We start from the raw sequence: 25,422 nt of genomic DNA, 5'->3' as shown, positions 1-25,422 counted from the left end.
GCAAGAGATCAGTCACGGAGCGGGGGGAGGCCTTATATTATATGCGGAGCGGGGGTAGGCCGGAGCGGAGGGGGCGGAGCGCAGGGAGGGCGGGCCGGGGGAGGGCGGGAGGTGGGGAAGCCCGCCCGGCCCGGGCCCGGCCGTCAGCTCAGCGTGGTGACCAGCATCAGCACGGCGACGGCGAGCAGGGCGACGGCGAAGGCCTTCTGCAGGGTCCGCCCGCTGAGCTTGTCGGCGAGCCGCTTGCCGTCCCAGGCGCCGAGGATCGCGGCCCCGGTGAACGGCGCGGCCACGGCCCAGTCGATCGCGCCGGCGGCGCCGAGGCGGGGCAGCAGGGCGGCGAGGGAGTTGGCGGTGATGACCAGCAGGCTGGTGCCGACCGCCTCGGCCATGCCGAAGGCGAGCACCGAGACCAGGGCGGGGACGGCGAGGAAGCCGCCGCCGACGCCGAGCAGCCCGGTGACGGCGCCGAGCCCGGCGCCCGTCGCGGTCGAACGCGCGGCTCCGGCGGCGGACCGTTCCGGCCGGCCGGCCTTGGGCCGCGCCAGCATCCGCCAGGCGGCGAGCGCCGCGAGGACGGCGAAGGCGCCGGTCAGCAGGGCACCCGGCAGGTGTGCGGACAGGGCCCCGGCGGCCGCGGCGGCGGGTAGTCCGGCGGCGGCGAACAGGGCGCCGGTGCGCCAGCGGACCCGGCCCGCCCGGGCGTGGGCGAGCAGCCCGGTCAGCGAGGTCGCGGCGACGATCACCAGGCTGGCGGTGGTGGCCAGGGCCGGGCTGAAGCCGAGCAGGTAGACCAGGGCGGGCACGGCGAGCATGCTGCCGCCCCCGCCGAGTCCGCCCAGCGCGAGCCCGACCACCGCGCCGGCGGCGAGCGCCAGGATCAGCGTGGTCATATCACGTGCCCGGTGCCGCCGGCGGGCGTGGTGACCGGCAGCCCGGCCCGCGCCCAGGCGTCCATGCCGCCGGCCACGTTCAGCACCTCGACGCCGCGCCCGGCGAGCAGCTCCGCGGCGTACCGGGAGCGGTTGCCGGAGCGGCAGAGGGCGAGCACGGTCCGCCCGGCCGCCTCGGGCGGCAGCGGGACGCCGGCGGCCAGGGCGATCAGCGGCTGGTGGAGCGCGCCGGGGGCGTGGCCGGCGGTGAACTCGGCGGCCTCCCGGACGTCGAGCAGGACGGCGGTCGCGGTGCGGGCGAGCTCGTGGGCCCGGGCGGGGGTGGTCTGCCCGGGCGGGTTCGGGCCCTGGGCGGTCCGCCCGGTGCGGTGCGGTGCGGTCCGGTTCGGTCCGGGGGCAGGCGGGAGCTGGCGCAAGGGTCTCTCCAGTGGTGCGGGCCGGACCGCGGCGGTTCCGGCGGATCGGGGGCGCCCCGGCTGTCCGTCCGGGCCCGGTGGTCCGGGTGCGGCGGCGGGCGCTTCGCTTCCCCGGCCCCGCCGGTGCTGACCGGGAGGCGGCGGCCGGGCCCCCTCGACGCCCACCATAGTACCCCCGGGGGTATTATCGAAATCGTTCCGCGATACCCCCGCCCGTATCTGCCCCATGGTGCGAGCAGGCCGCCGCCCATACCGAGGGGGGTATCAAGACCGCGCTGCGGCGCCCGGCCCCGACGAGGAGACCACCCCGTGATCTTCAGCCAGTACTACCTCGACTGCCTCTCCCAGGCCTCCTACCTGATCGCCGACGAGACCACCGGCCAGGCCGTGATCGTCGACCCCCGCCGGGACGTCGACGAGTACCTCGCCGACGCCACGGCGCGCGGCCTGACCGTCGTCGGTGTCATCAACACCCACTTCCACGCCGACTTCCTGGCCGGCCACCTCGAACTCGCCGCCCGCACCGGCGCCTGGATCGGCTACGGGCGGCGGGCCGAGACCGAGTACCCGATCCGCGAGCTCGCCGACGGCGAGCGGATCGAACTCGGCGACGTCGTCCTCCGGATCATGGAGACCCCCGGACACACCCCCGAGTCGATCAGCATCCTGGTCTTCGAGCAGCCCGACGACACCGTCCCGTACGGTGTCCTCACCGGCGACGCGCTGTTCATCGGCGACGTCGGCCGCCCCGACCTGCTCGCCTCGGTCGGCGTCACCGCCGCCGAACTCGGCGCCATGCTCTACGACAGCGTCCACCGCAAGCTCCTCGGCCTGCCCGACGAGACGCTGGTCTTCCCCGCGCACGGGGCCGGCTCGGCCTGCGGCAAGAACCTCTCCACCGACCGCCGCTCCACCATCGGCCGCGAGCGCGCCACCAACTACGCCTGCGCGCCGATGGACGAGCGGACCTTCGTCGCCCTGGTCACCGCCGGCCAGGCCGCCGCCCCCGCCTACTTCGGCCACGACGCCACCCTCAACCGGCGGGACCGCCCGCTGCTCGACCGTACGAACGCCCCCGCGCCGCTGTGCCCCGAAGGCTTCAAGGCGGCGCGCGCCGCGGGTGCCGTCGTCCTCGACGCCCGCAGTCCCGAGGACTTCGGTGCGGGACACCTCCGGGGCGCCGTCAACGTCCCCGTCGACGGCCGCTTCGCCGAACAGGCCGGCACCGTCCTCACCCCCGACAGCAGCATCGCGATCATCGCCCCGCAGGACCGCGAGGGCGAGGTCGTCACCCGACTCGCCCGCATCGGCTTCGACCGCATCGCCGGCTACCTGCGCAACCCCGGCAACGCGCTGCCCGCCCTCGCCGACGAGGTCGTCCCCGCCGGCCGCCTCACCGCCGACCGGCTCCGCGCCGCCCTCGCCGACGAGCGGCCCCCCGCCGTCCTGGACGTGCGCACCTGCGGAGAACGCGAAACGGGATCCATCGAGGGATCCCTGCACATCCCCCTGGCCGAGCTCCCGCAGCGCCTGGGGGAGATCCCCGCCGACCGCCCCCTGGTCGTCCACTGCGCCGGCGGCCACCGCTCCTCCATCGCCGCCAGCCTGCTGCGCCACCACGGCCGCGCCGACGTCTCCGACCTCCTCGGCGGCTACGGCGCCTGGCAGGCCCTCGTCCACCCCGTCCGGGCCTGAGCCCGGGCGTCCCGCCCCGGGCCGCTCCTGCTCGCGGGTGCCCCTCCGCGCCCCGCCGGAGGCGTCCGGCCGGGCCCGGAGGGCGGGGGCGGGCGCGGGTTCCGTCCGTACAGGATCGGTACCGCGCGCGGACGGGGCGCCCGGGCATGACATGGTGTGCCTGGAGGCGTCAACCGCCACCACCCCCCGAGGAAGAGGTTCCGCATGAGCAGCGACGTAGAGTCATCCGAGCACCCCGAGAGCACTGAGAGCCCGGAGAACGCGCCCGCCGCCGAGGCTCCCGCGCCCGCCGCCCAGGACGATGTCAAGGCCCGGTTCCTCGCCGCCCTGGAGCGCAAGCACGGCGCCAGGTCCGACGGCGCGGCCGGCGGCCCGAGCGGCGACTCGAAGATCCACGGCGCCCACGGCGCGGTGGGCGGCAAGCGCAACTTCCGCCGCAAGAGCGGCGGTTGATCGACCCGGCTGACGGCCCGGCGCACGCCGGGGGCAGTCCGACCCGGTCCTGACCGGGTGGTCGCAGCCGTACGCGACAGGCAGGGTCTTCGTTCGAGTGCGTCGGACGCGGGGCCTTGCCTGCCGGGGGTGCGCGGTCCGCGCCTTCGGCGGCGCCGGCCGGCCGGGCCCGGGGAGTCGAACTCCCTTCACGGCGGGCACGGCTGACGGAGCGTCCGGCGATTTGCGCCTTGGGCTTCGCGAGCCGTCGTACCGTCGTATTTTTTCACCGAGTTCTCACAAACGGGGAGCGGGCGAGGGGTCGTTGGGACAAGGATCGATCCGACCCGATCGTTCCGGTGATCCCTGGAGGACCACGTGCGCAAGAGGTTGATCGTTTCCGCTGCCGGTGCCCTGAGCCTGTTCCTGGCCGTCCCCGCCTCGGCTTCCGGCTTCCAGCCGGGTGCGGACGGCCTGGGGGACCCGTACTACCCCACCCTGGGCAACGGCGGGTACCGCGTCTCGCACTACGACATCCGGCTGAAGTACCAGCCCGCCACCGACGAGCTGGAGGGCACCACGACCATCCTGGCCACGGCCACCCAGGACCTGTCGCGGTTCAACCTCGACTTCGCGCTGAAGGTCTCCGAGGTCCGGGTCAACGGGCGGCTCGCGACCTTCGCCACCAGTGGCGACCAGGAGCTGGAGATCACCCCGGCCCGGCCGCTCGCCAAGGGCAGCCAGGCCACCGTGGTGGTGCGCTACAAGGACGTGCCGTCGACCGTGGAGAAGTACGGCGGCTACACCGCCTGGCGCCGTACCCCGGACGGCGCGGCGGTGGCCGGCGAGCCCGTGTCGGCCGGCTGGTGGTTCCCGAGCAACGACCACCCGAGCGACAAGGCCACCTTCGACGTCTCGGTGCAGGTGCCGAACGGCACCCAGGTGATCAGCAACGGCATCCTGACCGGCACCTCCTCCCAGGCCGGCTGGACCCGCTTCAGCTGGCGCGAGGACAAGCCGCAGGCCACCTACCTGGCGACCCTGGCGATAGGGAAGTTCGACATCACGACGGACACCACGGCCGGTGGGCTGCCGGTCTACAACGCGTACAGCAAGGACCTCGGCGACAACGCGGACGCGGCCAAGGCGAGCGTGGAGCGCACCGGCGAGCTGGTGGACTGGCTGAGCGGCTACTTCGGCGCGTACCCGTTCAGCTCGGTCGGCGGCGTCGTGCCCAACATCGGGAGCAGCGGCGCCCTGGAGACCCAGACCCGGGTCTTCTACGGGTCCGGGCTCTTCGCGCGCGGATCCAACACGTCGGTGGTCGTGCACGAGCTGGCCCACCAGTGGTACGGCGACAGCGTCTCGCTCTCCCGCTGGAGCGACATCTGGCTCAACGAGGGCTTCGCCCAGTACGCGCAGTTCCTCTGGTCCGAGCACGAGAACGAGGGCACCGCGCAGGAACTGGCCGACTACATCTACGCCTCGCGCCCGGCCTCCGACCCGTTCTGGAGCGTCAAGCCGGGCGACCCGGGAGAGGAGCACCAGTTCTCCCTGGCGGTCTACCAGCGCGGCGCGGTCGCCATCCAGGCGCTGCGCAACACCGTCGGGGACGAGACGTTCTTCCGGATCCTCAAGGGCTGGCCCACCGAGCGCCGCTACGGCAACGCCACCATCCCGGAGTTCCAGGCGTACGCGGAGAAGGTCTCCGGCAAGAAGCTCGGCGACCTGCTGAACACCTGGCTGTTCACCCCCGGCAAGCCCGCCGTCGGGCCGTCGCCGGCGGGCGCCGGGGCCGTCGCCTCCCTGGCGCCGGGCGCGGGCCGGGCCGACGGGCAGCTGCCGGCCGAGCCGAAGTCCTGGAAGAAGATCCAGGAGGCGAACGCCGCCCACGCGGACCGGAAGTGACGGGCCCACGCTGAGGAACCGGCGGTCTCCGCGCACGGCGGGGGCCGCCGGTCCGCTCTGCGCACCCTCGTGGGCTCCGGGGCTCCGGGGCTCGGGGGCCGGGGGGCCGGGCCTCGGGGTTTCGGGCAGGATAATTGAACACGTTCAGAAGTGTGGGTTACGCTGCTCGGAGCTGTCGAGGCACGAGGGGGAGCCCATGAAAATCGTCATTCCCGGAGGTTCCGGAGCCCTGGGGACGCTGCTCGACCGCAGCCTGACCGCCGCCGGACACCAGGTGGTCACGCTGACCCGCAGGCCCACCCGGCCCCGGCAGGTCGGCTGGGACGGGCGCACGCTCGGGGCCTGGGCGGCGGAGGTCGACGGCAGCGACGTCGTCGTCAACCTCGCCGGGCGCAGCGTCAACTGCCGCTACACGGAAGACAACCGGCGCGCCATGATGGACTCCCGGGTGGACTCCACCACGGTCGTCGGCCAGGCGGTCGCCGCAGCCGCCCGCCCGCCCGCCGTCTGGCTCCAGATGAGCACCGCCACCCTCTACGCCCACCGGCACGACGCCCCGAACGACGAGCACGACGGCCTGATCGGCGGCGGCGAGCCCGACGCCCCGGCCTCCTGGCAGTACAGCATCGACATCGCCCGGGCCTGGGAGCTCGCCCAGACGCGGGCCGACACCCCGCACACCCGCAGGGTCGCGCTGCGCACCGCCGTCCTCCTCGGCCCCGAGCGCGGCAGCGCCTTCGACTCGCTGTCCTGGCTGGCCCGGCTCGGCGCCGGGGGCCCGATCGCGGGCGGCGCGCAGTACGTCTCCTGGATCCACGAGCACGACTTCGCCCGCGCCGTCGACTTCCTGATCGCCCACCAGGACCTGGCCGGGCCGGTCAACCTCGCCGCCCCGGACCCGCTGCCCCAGCGCGAGTTCATGCGCGACCTGCGGACGGCCTGGGGCATGCCGCTCGCCCTGCCCGCCACCCGCTGGATGGCCGAACTCGGCGCGTTCGCCGTCCGCTCCGAGAGCGAACTGCTGCTGAAGAGCCGCCGCGTGGTGCCGACCCGGCTGCTCGACGCCGGCTTCACCTTCGACCACCCGCACTGGCCGGACGCCGCCCGCGACCTGGTGCGGCGGCTGCGGGGGAGGTAGTGCGGGCCACCGGGGCCCGGCCACGGGGGCCCGGCCACGGGCCTCCTCCACGGGCGGCGGGTTCGTCACGGGGCCGTCACAGCTGCGGGCCCGCGCTTGTCCGGGCCGGACGGCGACCATGAGGCTGGGAGCGACGTACGGGGAGGGGCGGGATGACGACGGTACGGCTGGCGTTCATGCGGCGGCGGGTGGACATCATCGGGGTCGGGTGCCTGCTCGCCCTGGCCGCGGTGATCGTGCTGAACGAGACCGGCGCCGTGGGCGTCGGCCCGACCCTGCTGACCGGCGCGGCGATCGTGGCGGCGGTGACCCTCGGCGTACCGCACACCTTCCGGCTGCGGGAGAAGGAGACCGGCCTCGCCGTGGTCGTCCTGCTGGTCCCCAAGCGCTACAGCTGGGCCGAACTCCGCGGACTGGCCATGGAGTTCGACGAGGAGCCGGAGACCGGCGCGCACCGGCTCCGGCTCCGGCTGCGCCTGGCCGACCCGCCCGGCCGGCTCTGGGGCCCCCTCCTCGGCGAACTCGTGACCACCGACGAGGACCGGCCGCGCGGCGGTGAACCGCGCGCCCTCGCCGAGCTGTTCGCCCTGTTCGGCCGACGCGGCCTGCCCGTCGACCGGCCGGAGTTCGCGAACGCCGTGCTCGCCGCCCACGGGCTGCCACCGCTCCCGCCCCCGCCCGTGCGCACCGTGCCGGTCGGGCCGGTGCCCACCCCGGAGCAGGCGTACGCGGACGCGCCCGGCACCGCCGACGAGGGCCGGGACCTGGACGCGTACCGGCACCGCGGCAACGAGCCGATCCGGCGGCGGCGCGCCCGACTGCTGCGCCGCGCCGCGCTGGAGGACCGGCTGGCGCTCGACCAGGGGGACGCGGACGCCCAGCGGGTGGCGGCGGCCCTGTTCACGGCCGGGCGGCTGGCCGAGCACGACGGCGTCACCGCCGACGGCGACCCGCGCGGGTACGTCCGCCAGCAGTACCTGGCCTGGCGCGCGGCCGGGCGGTAGGCGCCCGGGATCCCGGGCCGCGCTCCCGGATCCGTTCCCGGGCCGGCGGGGCTACGCCCGTAGCAGCCGGTCCAGCACCCGCCCGAAGACCAGGCGGCCGGCCCCCGCCACCAGCGGATCGAGGAACCAGGGCAGGCCGGCGATCAGCAGCTCCTCCGCCCAGACCGCCTCGCTGCCGCCCTCCACCGCCCGGACCCGCAGCACGGCCCCGCCGCGCACCGGCCGGCCGCGCTTGGCCAGCCGGCACAGGCCGTCCCGCCCGGGCCCGGGAACGGACAGCTCGACGATCTCCATCGGGTCGTCGAACCGCAGCGGTCCGAGGGCCGTCCGGGCCAGGACGACATCGCCCACCTCCCGGCCGGTGCCCCGGGCGACGCCGACCCGGGTGAACGGCACCCGGTCCCCGTGCCGGGGCCAGGCGGTCAGCCGCTCCCAGCAGACGGCCGGGGGCAGCGGGGAACGGCGGGTCAGGACGAAACGGGCCACGGGCCCACCGTAGCGCCGCCCGGCCCGCGCGTCCGAGTGCCGGCGTGGGGGACCGACCCACGGCCGTTCCCGCTACGGGTGCCCGCCCAGCAGCGCGGCGACCGCCGCCAGGTCCTCCTCCGCGCCGAGCAGCACCACCAGCGGCGGCTCGGCCGGGGCCCCGAGCCGGGCGATCTCGTACGCGGTGACGCCCAGCCCCGGCGGCGCGACCAGCGCGACCGGCGCGCCCGACTCCAGCAGCGGGCCGAGTACCGGGCGGTAGGCGGCCGGGGGCGGGTCGTGGTCGGCGGCGCGCAGCACGCCGAGGGCCTGCGGGCCGGGCCAGCCCCGGGCGGCGCCGGGGAACGGGGTGTGCGGGGCGCCGGGCGGGGGCAGCAGCAGGACCCAGCCGGCGCCCGGACGGGAGGCCCGGCGCAGCACGTCGAGCCGTACCGTCGGGCCGTCGTCGTCCGTGGCGTCCCCAGCGTCCGTGGTGTCCGTGGCGTCCCCGGCATCCGGGGCGTCCGGGGGTGCGGGCGCGGACCCGTGGTCGGCGCCGCCCGGCCGGAGTGCCCGGGTCCCGGCGAGCGCGGAGCGCAGCACCTCGGTGGTGCCCAGCCCGCTCGGCAGGTCCGGGAAGGTGCGCAGCAGGTGGGCGCTCTGGCTGAGGAGTTCGACGGCGTCCCGGTCGGCGAGCAGGGCGCGGTCGTGGGTGGCGGTGAGGACCAGGCCGCCGGTGGCGTCGTAGTGGGCGGTGAGGGTGATCGGGTAGGAGGTGAAGGTGCCGGACGGCGTCGGGCTCTCGACGTGGATGCCGTGCGCGGCCAGGTCGGTCTCCAGCCGCAGGTGGTGCGGGGAGGTCGGCTGGTGCTCCAGCACGATCAGGCTGTTGGGCCGCTGCCCGCGCGCGCCGGCCGTCCAGCGCCGCGCCTGCCCGGGCGAGACCCACTCGTACGAGGCGAGGTCGAGCACCCCGTCGCGCAGCGCCGCGAGCAGCTGCGGCACGGTGGTGCCGGGGTGGACCCGGACCGAGATCGGCAGCGGGTTGCGCAGTGCGCCGGGCAGCCGGTCGATGCCGTCCAGCGGGATGCCCCGGCCGGAGACGGTGACCGCGAAGCCGACCCGGACCGGCCGGGCGGGGCGGCGCGGCCGGCCGGACTGCGCGGCCCGGTACAGCAGCAGCGCCCAGGCGGCTTGCAGGGCGCTGCTCTCGCCCGCTCCCCAGGCCGCCGCCCAGCCGCGCAGCCGGACCGCCTCGTACGGGGTGAGCCGGCGCCGGGCCCGGCCGCTGCCGCGCCGGCGCGGGTCGGGGGTGAGCGGCAGGACGGCCGTGGCCGCCGGCCGGGTGGACCAGAACTGCCGGGCGGGCCCGGTCTCCTGGTCGTGCAGCCAGCGGGCGTGGTCGCGGACGTCCGGGCGGCGTTCGCCGCCGGGCAGGACGCCGCCGGTCAGGTAGGCGCGGTAGAAGGACTGGAGCAGCAGGCGCACGCTCCAGCCGTCCAGCATCGCGTGGTGGTAGCTGAGCAGTACCCGGGTGGCGGGTCCCTCCTCGGCGTCCGGCGGGGCGTCGAGCAGGGTGGCGCGCAGCAGGGCGGGGCGGCGCAGGTCGAAGCCGCGCCGGCGGTCGGCGGCGAGCAGTTCCTCCCAGTCGGCGGTGCCGTGCGGGTGCCGGGTCACCTCGGGGGCGGCGCGGTCGTGCAGCACCATCCAGGATTCGCCGGTGTCCGTCTCGTCCCAGTCGAAGGCGGCGCGCAGCACCGTCTCGTGGTCGATGACGGACTGCCAGGCGGCGGTGAAGCGCTCGGTGTCCAGCGGTCCGTGCCAGTTCCAGGAGAGCTGTTCGACGTGCCGGCCGCCGTGGTCCGGCCGGTCGAGGACCTGGCCGAGCAGCTCCCGTTGCAGTGCGCTGGTGGGCACGGTGACGGGCTCCGGCGGGTGTGCCAGCGCCTCCCGCAGCTCGTCCAGCAGTTCGACGGCGCGGCCGGGCGGCCCGGGCGCGATGCCGACGAAGAGCCGTGTCCGGCCGTCGCCGTCCGGCCGGTCCTCGACCAGGACGGCGCGCAGCCGGGGCCCGTCGGCCAGGCTGCGGCCGAGTTCGGTGATCACCCGGTCGAGGGCCTCGGGGCCGTCCGCGGTCCGCTGCCAGAGCGGGTCCCCGGCGGCGTCCGGTGCGACGGTCCGCAGCGCGGCGCGCAGCACGTCCGGCTCGTACGCCCGGTGCACTTCGGCCAGCAGGAACTCCGGCATCCGGGCGGGCCGGGCGGGTGACCGGTGGGGACGGGCCGCCGTCCGGGCCAGGGCGGCGCTGACCGCTCCCGCGTCGAGCGGTCTCGGCGGCCGGGCCGCGGGCAGGCAGGGCTCGGGCGCGGGAGCGCCGGACACCAGCAAGGTGACGGGTGCACTGGAGAACTGACGGTTCGTCATCGCTGATCAGCGGGCACCGGAGCCCGAGTCCTTCCCGTGGGCCGGCCAGGATCGCGCCGGGGTTACTGGGTGGCGAGGCCGCCGCAGACGTTGAGCGCCTGGGCGGTGATGCTGGCGGCGGTCGGCGAGGTGAGGTAGCCGGCCAGCGAGGCGACCTCCTCGGGTGTGGTGTAGCGGCCGAGCGGGATGTGGGTCTGGAAGTGCTGGTGGATGGTCTCGGGCGTGGTGTTGTAGGCGGTCGCGTACTCGTGGTGGATGCGGGTGGTGTGCGGGGTCTGGACGTAGCCGGGGCAGATCGCGTTGACGGTGGTCCCGGTCGGGGCCAGTTCCTTGGCCAGGGCCCGGGTGAAGCCGATCACGGCGTGCTTGCTGGCGGTGTAGGGCGCGCCCAGGGTGACGGCCTGCTTCCCGGCGGTGGACGCGATGTTGATGATGCGCGGGTGCGCGGTGCTGGTGATGTGGCCGTGCCGCAGGGTCTCCCTGGTGACCAGGAAGACGGCGTTCAGGTTGGTGTCGATGACGTCGTACCACAGGTCGTCGGTGGTGGTCGCGGTCGGCCCGCCGCCGGTGCGTCCGGCGTTGTTGACCAGTACGGTGATCGGGCCGTGCTCGGCCACCGCGTTCCGGATCAGTTCGGCGACCTGGGCCGGGTCGCGGACGTCGCAGGTGGTGCCGGCGGCCTGGTGGCCCTCCCCGCGCAGGGTGTCCACCGCCTCGTCGATGTGCTCGGCGGTGCGGGCGCAGATGAAGACACGGTGGCCGCGGCTGCCGAGTTCGCGGGCGATGGCCAGGCCGATGCCGCGGGTGCCGCCGGTGATCAGGGCGAGGGGTTGCTCGGGTGCGGTGGTCATGACGCGTCCTGTGGGTGAGGGCTGGGAGAGGGCGGCGGGGACGGCCGTCCGGGCGGTGCTCAGGCCGGGTACAGGTTGTACGTGGTCGGGTGGGCCGTGGTGGGCGTGTTGAGGGTCGGGTCCAGGGTGAGGATCGCGTGCTGCAGGTGCTGGAGGTGCGGGGAGGGCTGGATGCCGAGTTCGGAGGTCAGCCGGTGCCGCAGGTGGTGGTAGGCGGTGAGGGCGCTGCTCTGCCGGCCGGCCCGGTAGAGCGCGACCATGGCCTGGGCGTGCAGGCCCTCGTGGTGCGGGTGCTGGTGGGTCAGGTGGGTGAGTTCGGGGATCAGCTCGTTGTGCCGGCCGAGCCGCAGGTCGGTGTCGATGCGGCGTTCCAGGGTGATCAGCCGGCTCTCCTCCAGGCGCATGATCTCGATGGTGAGGATCGGTCCGGGCCGGACGTCGACCAGGGCCGGGCCGTGCCAGAGCGCGAGGGCCTGGCGGAAGTGGGTGGCGGCCTGGTGGTCGTGGCCGTGGTTGAAGGCGTGCTGGCCCTGGGTGGTCAGCAGGTTGTAGGTGTGGACGTCCAGGTTGTCCGGGTGCGTGGTGAGCTGGTAGCCGCCGTGGCGGGTGGTGAGGACGTCCTTGGCGGTGGTGTGCGGGGTCGGGCCGAGGGCGTGGGTGATGCGGCGGCGCAGTTGCAGGATGTAGGTCTGCATGGTGGTGAGCGCCTGTCTGGGCGGGTCGTCGCCCCAGATCTCCTCGATCAGGGTGGCTGTGGGCAGGATCCGGTTGGGGTAGAGCGCGAGGAGGGCGAGGATCTGGCGCTGCTTGCCGGCGGAGGGGACGACGGAGATGCCGTTGAGGTCGGCGGTGAGGGGGCCCAGGACCTTGAGCTGCATGGCGGTTCTCCTTTCGTGCGCGGGTCGGTGGACGGTGGACGGCTCGGAGGACGGTGGACGGGTCGGCGGGTGTGGACGCATGCCCGAGGATCGGGCAGGTGTTCGAATGCGCGGAATGGTGGGGTTGATGCGTCGCACCCTAGTTGCGTCCGCGGGCACGGGCCGGATTCCTCAAGTGCCCGTCGAGCGTGGTTCCGGGCGCTCTGGTGGCGCCCTCCGGGGCGCGGTGCCGCCCGGCGGGCTCCCCGCCGCGCGGGCGGCACGGGGTCACTTCCTGCGCAGGTCGCCCGAGAAGCCGCCGACCAGCAGGTGCAGGCTGCCGTCCGGGTTGCGGGAGTACACCTGGTCGTGCGGGTCGGCGGTGCAGCCGCTCAGCGAGTTCATCGGCGCGGTGCGCAGGACCACCCGGTCCGCCGTGGCCTGGACGAGGTCGGCGACGGCATCGCAGTAGCGGGTGCCGGCCCCGCCGTTGTTGTGGATCCGGGCGACCGGGTCGTTCGGCCGCCCCTGGCCGAGGACGATCGTGAAGTCCGGTCTGAGGAAGGTCTGTTCGCTGCCCAGCGTGCCCTGCCAGGTGCCGAGGAAGGCGGCCGGGATCGCGCCGTCGGGGGTCGTGGCGGCGGGGGTCGTGGCGGCGGGCGTCGTGGCGACGGCCGGCGGCGGCGTTCCGGCCCCGGGCCTTCCGGTACCGGCGCCGTCGTCCCCGGTGTCCCGGGTGGCCAGGAACACCGCCGTGCCGGCCACCGCCGCGGCCAGCACGACGGCGGCCGACCCGACCAGGGCGCCGCGCCCGCTGCGGCCGCCGGGCCGCGCCGGGCCCACGGGCGCCGGGCCCGCCGGGGTCGGGAACGGGCGCGGGGACGGAGACGGGGACGGATACGGGCGGGGGGACGGAGACGGGGACGGCGCGGGGACGGTGGTGGCCGCGGCGGGCGGCGGCGGGGCGGCGGTCCACGGCGCCGGAGGGCCGAACCGGCCCAGCGGCGCGGGCGGTGGCGGCGCGGGCGACTCGGCGTCCAGGTCCAGCAGTTCCACCGCCAGCGCGGCCAGCGCGGCGGCGATCGCGGGCGGCAGCCAGTCCCGCCGCTCCAGCCGCTCACCCGCCGCCCGGTCCTGTGCGGTCAGCCGTTCGCGCAGCTGCTCCGGAGTGGGCCGCCGGGCCGGGTCCTTGGCCAGGCAGTCCGCCACGAGGGCGTGCAACCCTGGGTCCCCGATGCGGAGTTCGGGCTCCTCGTGGAGCACCCGGTAGAGCATCACGGCCGCGCTCACCCCCGCGCCGAACGGCGCGGTGCCGGTGGCCGCGTGGGCGAGCACCGCGCCCAGCGAGAAGACGTCCGAGGCGGGCCCGGCGCCCCGGCCCTCGGCCTGCTCGGGGGAGAGGTAGCCGGGGGAGCCGACCACGAAGCCTGAGCGGGTGAGCGCGGTCGCCGCGTCCAGGGCCCGGGTGATCCCGAAGTCGATCAGGCGCGGGCCGTCCAGGGCCAGCAGCACGTTCGACGGTTTGACGTCCCGGTGCACCAACCCCCGGGCGTGCACGGCTTGCAGGGCCTCCGCGAGCCCGACCCCGAGCGAGCGGACGGCCGGGCCGGGCAGCGGGCCGAAGTCCCGTACGGCGGAGCCCAGCGAGGGGCCGGCGACGTAGCCGGTGGCCACCCACGGCCGGGCGCCCTCGGTGTCCGCGTCCAGCACCGGGGCCGTCCACCGCCCGCCGACCTGCCGGGCGGCGGCCACCTCGTTGCGGAACCGCACCCGGAACTCCGGGTCCCCCGCGTACTGGTCGTGCACCAGCTTGACGGCGACGGTGCGCCCGCCCGCCGTCCGGCCGAGGTACACCCGGCCCATCCCGCCCGCACCCAGCCTTCGCAGCAGGCGGTACTCGCCCACCTGCCGCGGATCGCCGTCCTCCAGCGCCTCCACGCCGACTCCCCCCTCGCCGCGCCCGCCCCGTCCCCCAGCCAGACGGTACCGCCCGGAGGTCCGGTTCCGGTTCCGGACGGCGGGGGAGGGGGCGGGCGCGGTGGCCCGGGGAGCGGCGCGGGCCGGTGGTCGGCGCGGAGCCGGTCAGCCGCGCGCGGGCCCGCCGGAGGCGTTGGCGGCGACGTCGGTGCGGGCCTCGGCGGGCCTGCCGTCCGGGGCGGTGCCCGGGGCGGCGGCGGTCGCGGTGGCGGCGGTGCCCGGGGCGGTGGCGGCGGCGGGGAGGTGCGCCTGCCGGTCCGGCGGGTAGAACTGCCGGGCCCAGTGCCGCATCGCGCCGATCGGGCCGTCGCCCTGGGCGAGCCGGGGCGGCGACAGGTACTTCTTGGTGGACCAGATCGGGAAGTCGGCCGCGGTGAACTCGATGTTGCGCTTGAACATCGGGCGGGCCAGCAGCGCGGTCACCGCCCGGCTGACCGTGCGGGCGACGGCCGGCGGCAGTCCGGCGGGCTCCCGCATGAGGAAGCGGCTCGCCTGCCGCAGCTGCATCCGGCCGGGGGCGACCTGGGTGGCCATCACCAGCGAGCAGATCTCCAGGCCGAGCGAGGGCGTGCGGACGTCGGTGTGCAGGGCGGCGAGGCCGTACCCGTCGACCTCGACGTCGACCTGCCGCAGCCCGAGCAGCGGGAAGGTCTCCTGGACCCGCATCGAGATGTGGAAGCCGGTGCCGTCGAACGACACCGGTGCCGCCAACTCGCCCTGCGGCCAGCCGTGCAGGGTGACGAAGTGGCCCAGGTCGAAGGAGTTCTCCATGACGTCCTGGGCGTAGCCGGGCATCTCGAAGGAGGCGTGCCGCAGCGGCTGGCGCCCGTCCCCGAGCCGGTGCCAGGACGGGATCTCCCAGTCCGGCTCGCGGCCGTCGTGGTGGCGCCAGACGAAGACCGCCTCGTTCACCTCGCGGACCGGCAGTTGCGCCAGGGAGGCCTTCGGCGGCGGGGTGCCGTAGCCGGTGCGCACGCAGCTGCCGTCGGCGTCGTAGGCGAAGAGGTGGAAGGGGCAGACCAGGTCGTCGCCCTCGACCTTCGCCAGGCCGAGGTGGGCGCCCAGGTGCGGGCAGTGCGGGCGGATCGCGCGCAGCCGGCCGTTGCGCAGCCGGTACAGCACCACGTCCTCGCCCGCGAGTTGGCGGGTCAGGACGGTGCCGGGCCGGAGCTCGGCGGAGAAGGCGAGGGCGGACCAGCCGTCGGGGTAGGGCAGTGCCGGTGGCAGGGCGAGGTCGGCCGCGGTGGGGCGGTCGCTGACGGGGTGGACGTGCTTGTGGGACACGTGAATGGACTCTCCTGTCGGGGGCCGTCCGGCGCCGCCCCTCCCAGGCGATTAGCGCTCGAACAGAATGCATTTCAGATGCTAGCCACGGATGGCGATCACTCGCACGGACAACCTCCGTAAGAGCGGAGAAGTCTGATGATCTGTCAGATTCTGAATGGTCAAAGCTTGGCAAATTCCGGTCGGTTCCCTGGAAGTGCCATTGCACATGTCACATCATGCTCCCCATGAGAAAAGCCGTCTCCCTGCTCGCGGCCGTCACGGCCGTCGCCGCCCTCGGCGGGACCTCCGCCTCCGCCGCCGGACCCGACGCCACCGACCTGGCCGACACCGGCCAGGGGAAGCTCGCCTGGACCTCCTGCGGCGACACCGCCACCCCCGCGCTGCAGTGCGCGATGCTCGACGTCCCGGTGGACTACACCGACCCGCGCGGGCGGAAGATCCGCATCAAGCTGAACCGGCTGCCCGCCACCGCGCCCAAGGACAAGCAGCAGGGCCCGATCCTGCTCAACCCCGGCGGCCCCGGCGACTCCGGGCTCTGGATGCCCGCCTACATCTCCGGGAAGCTTCCGGCGGACGTCGCCTCGACCTACGACTGGATCGGTTTCGACCCGCGCGGCACCAACGGCAGCGACCCCCATGTGGTCTGCGACGCCCACTACTTCGACGCCGAGCGCCCCGACTACCAGGTGAGCCAGGGCACGTCGAAGGCCTGGCTGAAGAAGGCCGCCGGCTACGCCGCGGACTGCGCGGCCGACTGGTCCTGGCTGCTGCCGCACATGACCACGGTCGACAACGCGCGGGACATGGACAGCATCCGCCGCGCGCTCGGCGTCCCGAAGATCAATTTCTACGGCGGCTCCTGGGGTACCTCGCTGGGCTCCACCTACGGCCAGCTGTTCCCCTCGCACGTGCGCCGGATGGTGCTGGACAGCATCGTCGGACCGACCATCAGCTGGTACGACCACAACATCCTCCAGGACAAGGAGCACCAGCGCCGCTTCGACGCCTTCGCGGCCTGGGCCGCCAAGGCCGACTCCGTCTACCACCTGGGCACCGACGCCGCCGCCGTCGAGAAGGCCTACGGCCAGGTCGAGGACGCCCTGCGCAAGGACCCGGTGGACGCCGCCCCCGCCCCGGGCCGGATCGGCCCGGCCGAGTTCGAGGACACCTTCTATGGCGGCGGGTACAACTTCCTGCGCTGGCCCCGGATGGCGACCGTGCTCTCCGCCTACCTCACCCAGCACGACACCCGGCCGCTGAACATCGCGTACAACAGGTACGCGGCCCCGGGGGCGGACGACGGCGCCTTCCCGGCCTACAACGCGGCGCAGTGCACCGAGAACGCGTGGCCGCGCGACTGGGAGGTCTGGAAGAAGGACCAGGCGAAGGTGAACGCCACCGCGCCCTTCTACACCTATAACAACATGTGGTACAACGCCGCCTGCATGTTCTGGCCCCAGCAGGGCAACCCGGCGGGCCGGCTGAAGATCACCGGCAAGGGGCTGCCCCCGGTCCTGCTCTTCCAGGCCACCGAGGACGCCGCCACCCCGTACGAGGGCGGCCTGGCCATGCACGACGCGCTGCCCGGCTCCAAGCTCGTCGTCCAGACCGGCGGCAGCTTCCACGAGATCCTCTTCCACGACAACCCCTGCCTGGACGACACCTTCACCGCCTACCTGCGCGACGGCAGCCTGCCCGACGGCAAGGGCCGGATCGCCAAGACCTGCGCCCCCGGGGCCGACCCGGCCCCGGTGTTCGTGACGCCGCCGCCGGCCGCCGCCCTGGCCGCCCCCGCCGCGGGTGCGGCCGGCACGGCCGCCGTGCCCGCCGCCCGCCTCTCGCCGACCGACCCGGAGGCCGTGCACGGCGTCCTGAGGTAGCGGCCCGGACCCCGGGTGGCCCGCCGTACGCGGGCTACCCGGCGGTAACCGGTCCGAGTATGGTCGGTCCCCGCCGAGGGCACCGGCCCGCCCTCCGCGCCACCCTCACCACACCCGGGGATGACCATGAAGAGACTCGGAACCCGCCTGCTCGCCCTGGCCGCCTGTCTGCCCGCCCTCGCCGCCGTGACGGCGGGCTCCGGCATCGCGGCCCCCGCCGGCACCACCGCCGGGCCCGAACACCGCACCGCCGCACCGGTGCCGGCCGACTGGACCGGCCCGCTCAGCACCCGCGGCCGCTACCTGGTGGACGCCCACGGCGACCGCTTCAAACTGAAAGCCGCCAACTGGGCCGGAGCCCAAGGCACCTGGGAAGGCAGCGGGAACGCCGACGACCCCGCGAACAACCAGGCCGGGCAGGTGTCGCACAACATCCCGCTCGGCCTGGACCGGGTGCCGATGGCACAACTCCTGGCCGACTTCCACGGACTGGGACTCAACAGCATCCGGCTGCCGTTCGCCGACGCGATGGTCCGCGACACCGCCCCGGTCCCGGACTCCGCCGTCACGGCCAACCCGGGACTGCGCGGCCGGACCCCGCTCCAGGTGTTCGACGCCGTGGTCGAGGCGCTCACCGCCGACGGGTTCGCCGTCATCCTCAACAACCACACCACGAGCTACCGGTTCTGCTGCGGCCTGGACGGCAACGAGCGCTGGAACAGCGGCCAGTCGACCGCGCAGTGGGAGGACGACTGGGTGTTCATGGCGAACCGCTACAAGGCGAACAAGCGGGTGGTGGGCGCCGACCTGCGCAACGAGGTCCGCCGCGACACCTGGGACGACCCCAACTGGGGCCTGGGCGACGCCCACGACGAGTACGCCGCCTTCGAGGAGGCCGGAAACCGGATCCTGCAAGCCGACCCGGACCTGCTCGTCGTCATGGAGGGCATCAACTGGTACGGCATCCCCGCCGCGCCGTTCAGCCACGGCCGCCCGATGCTGACGCCCGTGCGCACCCTCTCCCACACCCTGGTCGACTCCGGGAAACTGGTGTACTCCGCGCACTTCTACGCCTACACCGGCCCAGCCAACACCGGCGCCGGCAGCGGCCCCGGAGCGACGAACGACCCCCGCTACGAGGACTTCACCCCCGAGCAGTTCGCCCGGGTCGTCGACGACCAGGCGCTGTTCGTCACCCAGGCGGGCCGGCACTTCACCGCCCCGGTGTGGATCAGCGAGTTCGGCGCCGGCGGACGCGGCTCCACCGACGCCAAGGAGCAGGCCTGGCTGCACACCTTCACCGACCTGCTCGCGAGGAACGACACCGACTTCGCCGTCTGGCCGCTCGTCGGCTGGGCGGACCCGGGCGGCACGCCGCTGGACAGCTGGGCGCTGCTCTCCTACGACACCGCCGGGAAGCGGACCGGCCTGACCGACCCCGGCGACTGGCGGGCCGCCGACTGGCACAAGCTGGTCGACGCCCCGTCACTGACCGGCCAGGTCGCCCGGGTGGACCACTGGAACATGCTGGACCTCGACCACGGCGACCAGAACGTGTCCCGGCGGATGCTCGCCCTCCCGGACTGGAGCGGCGGCAACCGCAAGGGCAACTGCCCGGACGGGCAGCGCCTCACCGGCCTCGGCCGCGGCGACAGCCGGGGCCTGTGCACCGACGCCGGCGCGCCCGCTACCGCAAGCGGCGACTGGACGGCGGTCACCGACGAGCGCTACGTCACCGGCGGGGACTGGGCACCCGGCTACAACAAGCTCCAGTGCCCCGACCGGACCTTCGCCGTCGGGTACAGCGTGCACGGCGACGCCATGTCCGCCCTGCTGTGCGCGCCCACCGCGGCGCCGCTGCCCCTCACCGGCCGCGACGTCTGGTTCGACCACGGCGACAACCGGCCCGCCACCGGCGGCTCCGGCGCGAGCGACTGGGCGCCGGGCCACTACAAGGGCCAGTGCGGCGACGGCGAGTACCTCGCCGGGGTCGCCTACACCTGGCGGTGGCTCCACTACGGCGTCCCGGACGCCCTGCTCTGCCGCCCGCTCGCCTGAGTGCCCGCCGCGCCGGGCCCGTACGCGACGTACGCGACGTACGCGACGTACGCGACGTACGCGACGGGCCCGGGGCGGTCGGGGCCTTCCGTGAGTGAACCCGCGTCAGGGTGCGCTCAGACGGCGGCCTGGCCATCGTCCGGGGTCGCGCCGGCCTGTTCGTCCCGCCACTCCTCGGCCAGCAGCCCGAGGACGGTCTGGTCCACGAACTCCCCGCACGCCCAGGAGGCGTGGCGCAGCCGCCCCTCGACGGTGAAGCCGGCCCGGGCGGCGGCCCGCAGCATCGGCACGTTGTCCGCCGCCGTCTCCAGTTGCAGCCGGTGCAGGCCGAGCACCGGGAAGGCGTACCGGCAGAGCACCCGCAGGACGTCCGGCGCGAGCCTGCGGCCGCGGTGGCCCGGCAGCAGGGCGACGCCCAGGTGGGCGCTGCGGTTGTGGGTGTCGATGCCCCAGACCAGGGCCTCCCCGGCCAGCTCCCCGGTGGCCGTCTCGACCACGGAGAAGCAGGCGGCCTCGTCGGACGGCGCGCCGACCAGGTAGGGCGACTGCGGGGATCCCGGCGGAAGGGGCCGCCAGGGCCGGGAGTCGGCCCGCGAGCGGGTCGCCACGTCGTCGTGGAGTTCGGTCTGGAGGACGGGGATGTCGGCGTCGTGCCGGGCCCGGAGGGTGATGTGAGTGCCATGTAGCATGTCACATTGCTAACACGGGGATCATGCCCCCGGCCACCGGTTTTCCGCCCGGCCCGCCGGGGCGGACCGCAGGTCGCGGAGCGGGTCAGAGCTCGTACGGGTACAGGGACACCCGGTCGGGCTCGACGCGGACCTCCACCCAGGTGCCGTCGATGCCGCCGGGGGCGGGACCGTCGAGGTCGAACAGCACGTGCGTGTCGCCCAGTTCGAGGACGGCCGCGCCGTCCTCGGTGAGGCTCAGCCGCCCGCGCAGGACGACCAGCGCGGCCTCCTGGCGGATCCCGGGCGCGGGAAGCGCGGCGGGCCGGGTGTTGCGGCCCCAGCGGACGGACTCGTCGACCGTCCACTCCACGTACCGCGGGCCGTCCGCCTCCCGCGGATCGCCGCACCACGTCACCACGGCGCTGCCGATCGCCGAGTCGACCCGGACGGTCATCGGGCGCCCGGGGGTCTGCGGTGTCTTCTCGATGTGGACCAGCACACCCTGATCATCCCCGATCCGGCGGGCGGGCCGGTCGGTTCAGTCGGAGAGCTGGACCACTCTGACCACCGGGGCCGCGGGCGGTGCCTGCGCTTCTGCCGGTGCCTGCGGTGCGGCCGGGGCCGGCGGGGCGGTGACCAGGATCCGGTAGGCGTCCGCCAGCACGCCCGCCAGGTTGCCCAGCAGCCCGAGTTGGAGCCGGTGCCAGCCCTCCGCGTCGTCCTCGGCCACCGCGTACTTCCCGGTGTGCTTGAGGATCACCTCGCCGATCTCGCGGTTCTGCTCCGGGGTGCGCCGTCGGGCCTCCGGGTCGTGCAGGAAGTAGTTCCGCAGTCCGTGCACCTCGCCGAGCCGTACGCCCCAGAAGGCGTCGGCCAGTTCGGGCAGGTCGAGGTCGCCCGGGTCGCGCTTGCGGCTGCGCAGCTGCTCGTGCAGCCGCTCGTCGAAGACCTTGTAGGCGACGGCCAGCCAGGCCGTGAACTCGGCGTGGCCGGTGGCCAGCAGGTGCAGCCGGGGGATGTCGGCGACCGAGGTGCGGAACAGCGGGTAGCCGAGCCGGGTGGAGGAGGCCGAGCAGACCTCGGCGTACATCCGCAGCAGTTCCTCGACCTCGCGCTCCCAGTGGCGGCGCTGCTCCGCGCCGACCGCGCGGTCCTGCGCCGGGGCGGCGGCGAGTGCGGCCGGATCGAGCTGGAACGGCGGGAGGTGGCCGGTCGCGGGGCGGCCCGCCACCCGCACGATGCCGCTGCCCAGCTCGTGGAAGTACTCCTCCAGGACGTCCATGCCGCCGATCCGGTGCCGGTCGCCGCCGGCCACCTCGACCAGCCGGCCCAGCAGTTCGTGGTTGGGGACGAGGTTCTCCGGGGGCTCGCGCAGGGTGGGGTCCTGCCGGCGCAGCTGCTCCCACCAGCGGCCGAACAGGTCCGGGTCGCTGATGCCGACGGCGTGCAGGCGGATGCCGAGGCCGGCGTGCAGGTCCTCCATCAGCGAGACCGGGTCCTCGGTGCCGGCCACCGACTCGCCGCTGCGCTCCTCGCTGAGCGGGGCCCAGTGGGCGCCGTCGCTCACCAGCACGATCAGCCGCTCGTTGCCGGGGACGCCGTGCCGGTGCAGCAGCTCGGCGGCCTTGTGCAGGGCGCGGCCGATGTCCGTCGCCTGGTTGTCGTGCTTCAACAGGGTGACGGCGCCGCGCAGTTGCTCCAGGGTGCGGTCGCCGGGGCCGGTGGTCGCCTCGGCCATGCCGTCGCGGTCCGGGAAGAGCGTGTGAGCGGCCAGGTCGAAGCGCACCAGGGCGAAGCGGGTGACCAGGCCGTCCACCCCGGCGCGGGCGTCGATCATGGCGCGCAGGGCCCGCTTCAGCGCGTCCATCCGGGTGATGGTGGTGGGGGCGTTCCACCGGGAGCCGAACCGGTGCGCGGACTCGCGCCGGTCCGGGATGTCGTTGACGCCCATCGAGCCGCTGCAGTCGGCGAGGACGACGACGTCCACCCCGCTGCGCCCGCTGGGGGCGAAGACGCTGAGCCGGGTGGCCGGGCCGACGGCGAGCAGGCCGTCGACCGGCTGCCCCTCCGGGCCGGTGGCCGAGCGGACCCGGTAGGGCAGGCCGTCCACGTCGATCCAGGTGTCCTGGCCGGAGTCCGCGTCGTACTGGAACACGTGGCCGCCGAGCAGCGGTGAGCGCTGCACGGCGAGGACGGCGGCGTCGAGGGACAGCGCCTCCGGCGACTCCAGTTCGAGGGCGGCGGGCGCGGTCGCCGGGGCCGGGGCGAGGTGCCAGTCGGCGGTGGCGAGCCGGTGCTCCTCGGCCAGCGCCTCGGGGGCCACCACGACGTCGGCGGGCAGTCCTGGCACCGGGACGAGCCGGACGGCGACCGGCCGGGCACCGGCTCCGGCGAGCAGCCGGCCCGGGGCCTCGGCGGTCAGCCGCTCGGCCGGGACGGCCAGCCGGTTGCCGTCGACCAGGCCGGGGCCGGCGGCGCTGACCAGCCGGGTGTCCCGCGCGCCGAAGGTGGTGCCGCCGCGGCCGAGGAGAGTCATTCCCGCTCCAGTTGGATGTCGATGCCGAGCCGCTGCTTGAGCTCGTTGACGTGCGAGCGCTTGGTGCCGTAGAAGCGGCCGCGCAGGTCGGGCGGCACCTTGACGTAGAGGATCCGGCTGCGGCTGCGGTAGTCGGAGAAGACGACGGCCGCCGCCAGTTCGGATTTGCCGGTGGAGCGCAGGAGTTCCAGCAGCCGGTCGAAGTGGGCCCGGCCCTCGCCCTGGTCGGCGACGAACCGTCGGACGTCCTCGCGGCGCGAGGGCTCGTGCCGGCGCAGCAGTTGCAGTGCCGCCTCGGTGAGCCGGGTGCCGCCGGACCGGCCGTCGCGCGGGATCCGGCGTTCCAGGCCGGTGAACAGCGCGTCCAGCGCCCCCATGTCGAGGACGGTTCCCCGGGTGTTGATGAAGATGTGCCGGACGACGGAGAGCCGGGGCAGGAACGCCTGCCGCCGGGGGCCGTCCGACCCGGGGGAGGCGCGGTGCCGGGCGCGCAGGGCCGTCCCGGCGAGGACCAGGTCGACCAGCGCCTCGGGCGTCGCCGAGCGCAGCCCCCGGTGGTGCAGCCGGCACAGTGCCAGGCCCCGGCTGTACGGGCCGTAGATCTGCCAGCGCGTGGTGTGCTCGGCGCACATCCGGCTGCCGCAGGCGTCGCCGGTGGCGAGTTGCTCCAGCGTCCGGTGCTCGCAGCGGACGAGCGCGGTGGCCGGGCAGCCGCTCTGCTCGCAGCTGGGGAAGCGTTCGCCGTAGCAGTCCCGGCAGTAGACGAAGGCCGGGTCGTTCGGGTGGCGGACCAGGTGGTCGGCGCACCAGGCGCGGGTGGCGCGGCAGCGCGGGCCGCCGCACCACGCCCGGGCCGGTTGCCCGCAGCGGCACTGCGGGGCGTGCCGGGCGCAGGAGGCGCGCAGGCTGCCGTCGAGGAGCAGGACGTGGGCGTCGCAGACCCGCCCGGGCCGGGTGCCGTCCCCGCAGCCGGGGCAGCTGAACGGCGCGTAGGTCTCGGTGCCGGCGGCGCGGCAGGTGTCGCAGGCGTACCGGACCTGCGCCGGTTCGAGAACGCCCCGGACCTCGAACGGCGTGGCGGCGGTGAGCGGGCGCGGTGCCGCGAGCGGGTCGAGGAACCAGACGCCGGCGCGGCCCGCGGCGCCGAAGTCGAGGACGACGCGGGCGCCCTGCCGGGGGTCGAGGGTCAGCACGGTCGGCTCGACCCGGGCCCACAGGGCGACCAGGCCCTCGGCGGTGCCGGGCACGTCGAGGTAGCCGCGCAGGTCGAGCAGGACGGGGACCGGCCGGGCGGCGGGCGGGGTCGTCATCGGGCGGACTCCTCGGCGGGGGCGACCAGCAGGACCTCCACGGTGCCCCGGCGCTCGTCGGCCTTCGCGGTGTAGGCGACATCGGTGAGCAGCACGGTCCGCAGGCCGTGCGGGGCGGGGCCCAGTTCGCGCAGCCGGGCCCGTACCAGCGGCCGGTCGGCGGCCGGGACGTCCCAGTGCAGCAGGGCGCTGCCCTGCTCGGTGGCGCCGCGGACGGCCTTCGCGAGCCGCTGGTCGTCCCAGCCGTCCGGTGGGGCGTCGAGCCGGACGCGCAGGGCGGGTTCGGGGCGCAGCAGCCGGCGCAGGGCCTTGCCCTGCTCCCGGTCGCGGCCGTGCAGGGCGCGGGTCAGGTCGAGGGCGGCTCCGCCCGAGCGGCAGTAGGCGCGCAGGGCCGCCCGGGCCTGTGCGGCGTCCACGCCGGGGCGGGCCAAGTCGTTCAGGAACCGTTCCTCGGCGGGCGAGCGCCGGGCGGGTGGGCGGCGGTCGCCGTTCGGGGGCGGGGTACGGGTGGACGCGGTGCGGGTGTGCGGGGCCGTCGTGGGCCGGGCCCGGGTGTCCGCGGGGGCGGCCTTCGCCGGGGTGGGGACGGTCAGCTGCTCGGCCAGCCAGATCCGGGCGGTCGCGGAACTCCCGGCTGCCAGGGCGGAGTTGGCGGTGCCGATGTGGTCGTGGGTGAGCCAGTCGGGCCGGGCCAGGCCGTCGGCCAGCCGCTCGGGTCCGAGCAGCCGCGGATCGTACTGGTGCCACCGGGCGAGCAGGTCGTTCTCGTTGCGGACGTAGCCGCCGGTGGTGCCGCCGGTGCGGCCGGCGGAGAGTTCCAGGCCGCTGAACAGCTGGCCGAGTTCGTCCGCGGTGGCGTCCAACTGGCGGAAGCACGGGAGCAGTTCGCGCAGCAGTGCGGCGGCGGCGCGGGTGGCGCGGACGGTGCGCGGGCGCCCGTCCTGGCCCTGGCCCTGGCCTTGGCCCTGGCCCTGGCCGGTCCGGGGCCGCCGGTCCGCCGCCGGCCCGGTCGCCCGGCCGGTCCGCCGGGCGGTCTGCTGCTCGGCCTCGAACCCGGCGGCCAGCCCGTGCGCCACGGCCCGGGCCCGGTTGCGCTCCACCAGGGGCTGCGGCACGGCCCCGACCCGGCGGCCGGTGCGGGCCAGCTCCCGGGCCCGCACCGCCAGAGCCTGGACGAGCAGCGCGTGCGCCATGGCCGAGGAGACCGACACCTGCCCGTCGACCAGCCGCAGGGTGACGTCCCCCGCCGCGTCGAACTCGGCCTCGCCGAGCGGGTTGACGTCCATCGCCTCCAGCCGGGCCAGCCGCTCCTCCTGCCGCAGGGCGGTGCGGACCCGGTCGAGGTGCTGCGGGGCGAAGGAGGCGACGTACCGGGTGGTGACCTGGTCGGTGGCCCGGGACAGCCGGGCCGAACCCCCGCTGGGCACGCCCTCGGCGCCGTACAGCTGCCGCCCGGTCAGGGCGATCAGGGTGGGGGAGTGCTCACGCAGCAGGTTGCAGAGCAGTTCGCGCTGCACCTCGTCGGCGACCTCCAGCGAGTGCAGGTCGGCGAGCAGCACCGTCGGTGCGCCGGCCGGGTCGCCGGCCGGCGCGCCCCCGTGCCAGCCGCACGGCACCAGC

General features: G+C 75.3%; 20 protein-coding genes. 7 read left to right on the top strand and 13 right to left on the bottom strand.

The features are described from left to right. Positions 1 to 143 precede the first annotated feature (143 nt). Positions 144 to 893: a sulfite exporter TauE/SafE family protein gene (locus ACFQ6N_RS36940; protein WP_380658484.1), complete on the bottom strand. Its 750-nt coding sequence runs from the start codon at positions 891 to 893 to the stop codon at positions 144 to 146. Beyond that, the gene (locus ACFQ6N_RS36935) at positions 890 to 1,309 is read right to left on the bottom strand and encodes a rhodanese-like domain-containing protein (RefSeq protein ID WP_380658483.1); all 420 of its coding nucleotides are present in this window, start codon (positions 1,307 to 1,309) and stop codon (positions 890 to 892) included. Before ACFQ6N_RS36935 ends, ACFQ6N_RS36940 begins: the two co-directional genes overlap by 4 nt. A gap of 309 nt (positions 1,310 to 1,618) precedes the next feature. Here ACFQ6N_RS36935 and ACFQ6N_RS36930 point away from each other — a divergent pair, with 309 nt between their 5' ends. The 5 genes from ACFQ6N_RS36930 (at position 1,619) to ACFQ6N_RS36910 (ending at position 7,486) form a co-directional block, all read left to right on the top strand. Continuing rightward, a complete protein-coding gene (locus tag ACFQ6N_RS36930) occupies positions 1,619 to 3,004 on the top strand; it encodes a rhodanese-like domain-containing protein (RefSeq protein WP_380658482.1) in 1,386 nt (461 codons plus the stop codon). 204 nt (positions 3,005 to 3,208) lie between these two features. After that, on the top strand, positions 3,209 to 3,457 hold the full coding sequence (locus ACFQ6N_RS36925; RefSeq protein ID WP_380658481.1) for a DUF5302 domain-containing protein: 249 nt from the start codon (positions 3,209 to 3,211) through the stop codon (positions 3,455 to 3,457). A 357-nt stretch (positions 3,458 to 3,814) separates the two neighbouring features. Next, positions 3,815 to 5,344: a M1 family metallopeptidase gene (locus ACFQ6N_RS36920; protein WP_380658480.1), complete on the top strand. Its 1,530-nt coding sequence runs from the start codon at positions 3,815 to 3,817 to the stop codon at positions 5,342 to 5,344. Between the two features lie 196 nt (positions 5,345 to 5,540). Then, positions 5,541 to 6,482 (top strand): TIGR01777 family oxidoreductase, encoded by a 942-nt coding sequence (locus ACFQ6N_RS36915; protein ID WP_380658479.1) that lies wholly within the window; start codon positions 5,541 to 5,543, stop codon positions 6,480 to 6,482. A 152-nt stretch (positions 6,483 to 6,634) separates the two neighbouring features. Further along, entirely contained in the window at positions 6,635 to 7,486 is an 852-nt protein-coding gene (locus ACFQ6N_RS36910) for a hypothetical protein (RefSeq protein ID WP_380658478.1), read from the top strand. A 51-nt stretch (positions 7,487 to 7,537) separates the two neighbouring features. Here ACFQ6N_RS36910 and ACFQ6N_RS36905 read toward each other — a convergent pair whose 3' ends face one another. The 6 genes from ACFQ6N_RS36905 to ACFQ6N_RS36880 form a co-directional block, all read right to left on the bottom strand. Further along, positions 7,538 to 7,972: an SRPBCC family protein gene (locus tag ACFQ6N_RS36905; RefSeq protein WP_380658477.1), complete on the bottom strand. Its 435-nt coding sequence runs from the start codon at positions 7,970 to 7,972 to the stop codon at positions 7,538 to 7,540. Between the two features lie 72 nt (positions 7,973 to 8,044). After that, positions 8,045 to 10,375, bottom strand: coding sequence for a condensation domain-containing protein (locus tag ACFQ6N_RS36900; protein WP_380658476.1), 2,331 nt, complete (start codon positions 10,373 to 10,375; stop codon positions 8,045 to 8,047). Between the two features lie 62 nt (positions 10,376 to 10,437). Continuing rightward, a complete protein-coding gene (gene fabG, locus ACFQ6N_RS36895) occupies positions 10,438 to 11,226 on the bottom strand; it encodes a 3-oxoacyl-ACP reductase FabG (RefSeq protein ID WP_380658475.1) in 789 nt (262 codons plus the stop codon). A gap of 59 nt (positions 11,227 to 11,285) precedes the next feature. Next, entirely contained in the window at positions 11,286 to 12,104 is an 819-nt protein-coding gene (locus ACFQ6N_RS36890) for a BTAD domain-containing putative transcriptional regulator (RefSeq protein ID WP_380658474.1), read from the bottom strand. A gap of 267 nt (positions 12,105 to 12,371) precedes the next feature. Further along, positions 12,372 to 14,021 carry a serine/threonine-protein kinase gene (locus tag ACFQ6N_RS36885; RefSeq protein WP_380658473.1) on the bottom strand — a complete coding sequence of 550 codons (1,650 nt, stop codon included), beginning with the start codon at positions 14,019 to 14,021 and terminating at the stop codon, positions 12,372 to 12,374. 144 nt (positions 14,022 to 14,165) lie between these two features. Next, on the bottom strand, positions 14,166 to 15,350 hold the full coding sequence (locus tag ACFQ6N_RS36880; protein WP_380658485.1) for a Rieske 2Fe-2S domain-containing protein: 1,185 nt from the start codon (positions 15,348 to 15,350) through the stop codon (positions 14,166 to 14,168). A 221-nt stretch (positions 15,351 to 15,571) separates the two neighbouring features. On the opposite strand from ACFQ6N_RS36880, the gene ACFQ6N_RS36875 reads away from it, so the two are divergent. Beyond that, positions 15,572 to 17,227 (top strand): alpha/beta hydrolase, encoded by a 1,656-nt coding sequence (locus ACFQ6N_RS36875; protein ID WP_380658472.1) that lies wholly within the window; start codon positions 15,572 to 15,574, stop codon positions 17,225 to 17,227. Positions 17,228 to 17,347: 120 nt separating this feature from the next. Further along, on the top strand, positions 17,348 to 19,285 hold the full coding sequence (locus tag ACFQ6N_RS36870; protein ID WP_380658470.1) for a glycoside hydrolase family 5 protein: 1,938 nt from the start codon (positions 17,348 to 17,350) through the stop codon (positions 19,283 to 19,285). 116 nt (positions 19,286 to 19,401) lie between these two features. On the opposite strand, the gene ACFQ6N_RS36865 is transcribed toward ACFQ6N_RS36870, so the two are convergent. The 5 genes from ACFQ6N_RS36865 to ACFQ6N_RS36845 all read right to left on the bottom strand — a co-directional run. Beyond that, positions 19,402 to 19,974 (bottom strand): GNAT family N-acetyltransferase, encoded by a 573-nt coding sequence (locus ACFQ6N_RS36865; protein ID WP_380658469.1) that lies wholly within the window; start codon positions 19,972 to 19,974, stop codon positions 19,402 to 19,404. An 85-nt stretch (positions 19,975 to 20,059) separates the two neighbouring features. Continuing rightward, on the bottom strand, positions 20,060 to 20,455 hold the full coding sequence (locus tag ACFQ6N_RS36860) for a hypothetical protein (protein WP_380658468.1): 396 nt from the start codon (positions 20,453 to 20,455) through the stop codon (positions 20,060 to 20,062). 39 nt (positions 20,456 to 20,494) lie between these two features. Then, positions 20,495 to 22,492, bottom strand: coding sequence for a VWA domain-containing protein (locus tag ACFQ6N_RS36855; RefSeq protein ID WP_380658467.1), 1,998 nt, complete (start codon positions 22,490 to 22,492; stop codon positions 20,495 to 20,497). Next, the gene (locus ACFQ6N_RS36850; protein WP_380658466.1) at positions 22,489 to 23,802 is read right to left on the bottom strand and encodes a hypothetical protein; all 1,314 of its coding nucleotides are present in this window, start codon (positions 23,800 to 23,802) and stop codon (positions 22,489 to 22,491) included. Before ACFQ6N_RS36850 ends, ACFQ6N_RS36855 begins: the two co-directional genes overlap by 4 nt. Continuing rightward, the coding region (locus ACFQ6N_RS36845) for a hypothetical protein (protein ID WP_380658465.1) at positions 23,799 to 25,422 on the bottom strand (1,624 nt) is incomplete at its 5' end. The genes ACFQ6N_RS36845 and ACFQ6N_RS36850, both read right to left, overlap by 4 nt.

The sequence above is a fragment of the Kitasatospora sp. NPDC056446 genome (assembly GCF_042796115.1).
Taxonomy (GTDB): Bacteria; Actinomycetota; Actinomycetes; order Streptomycetales; family Streptomycetaceae; genus Kitasatospora.
Note: the sequence above shows the minus strand (reverse complement) of the source record. Positions and strands in the feature narration are given on the sequence as shown.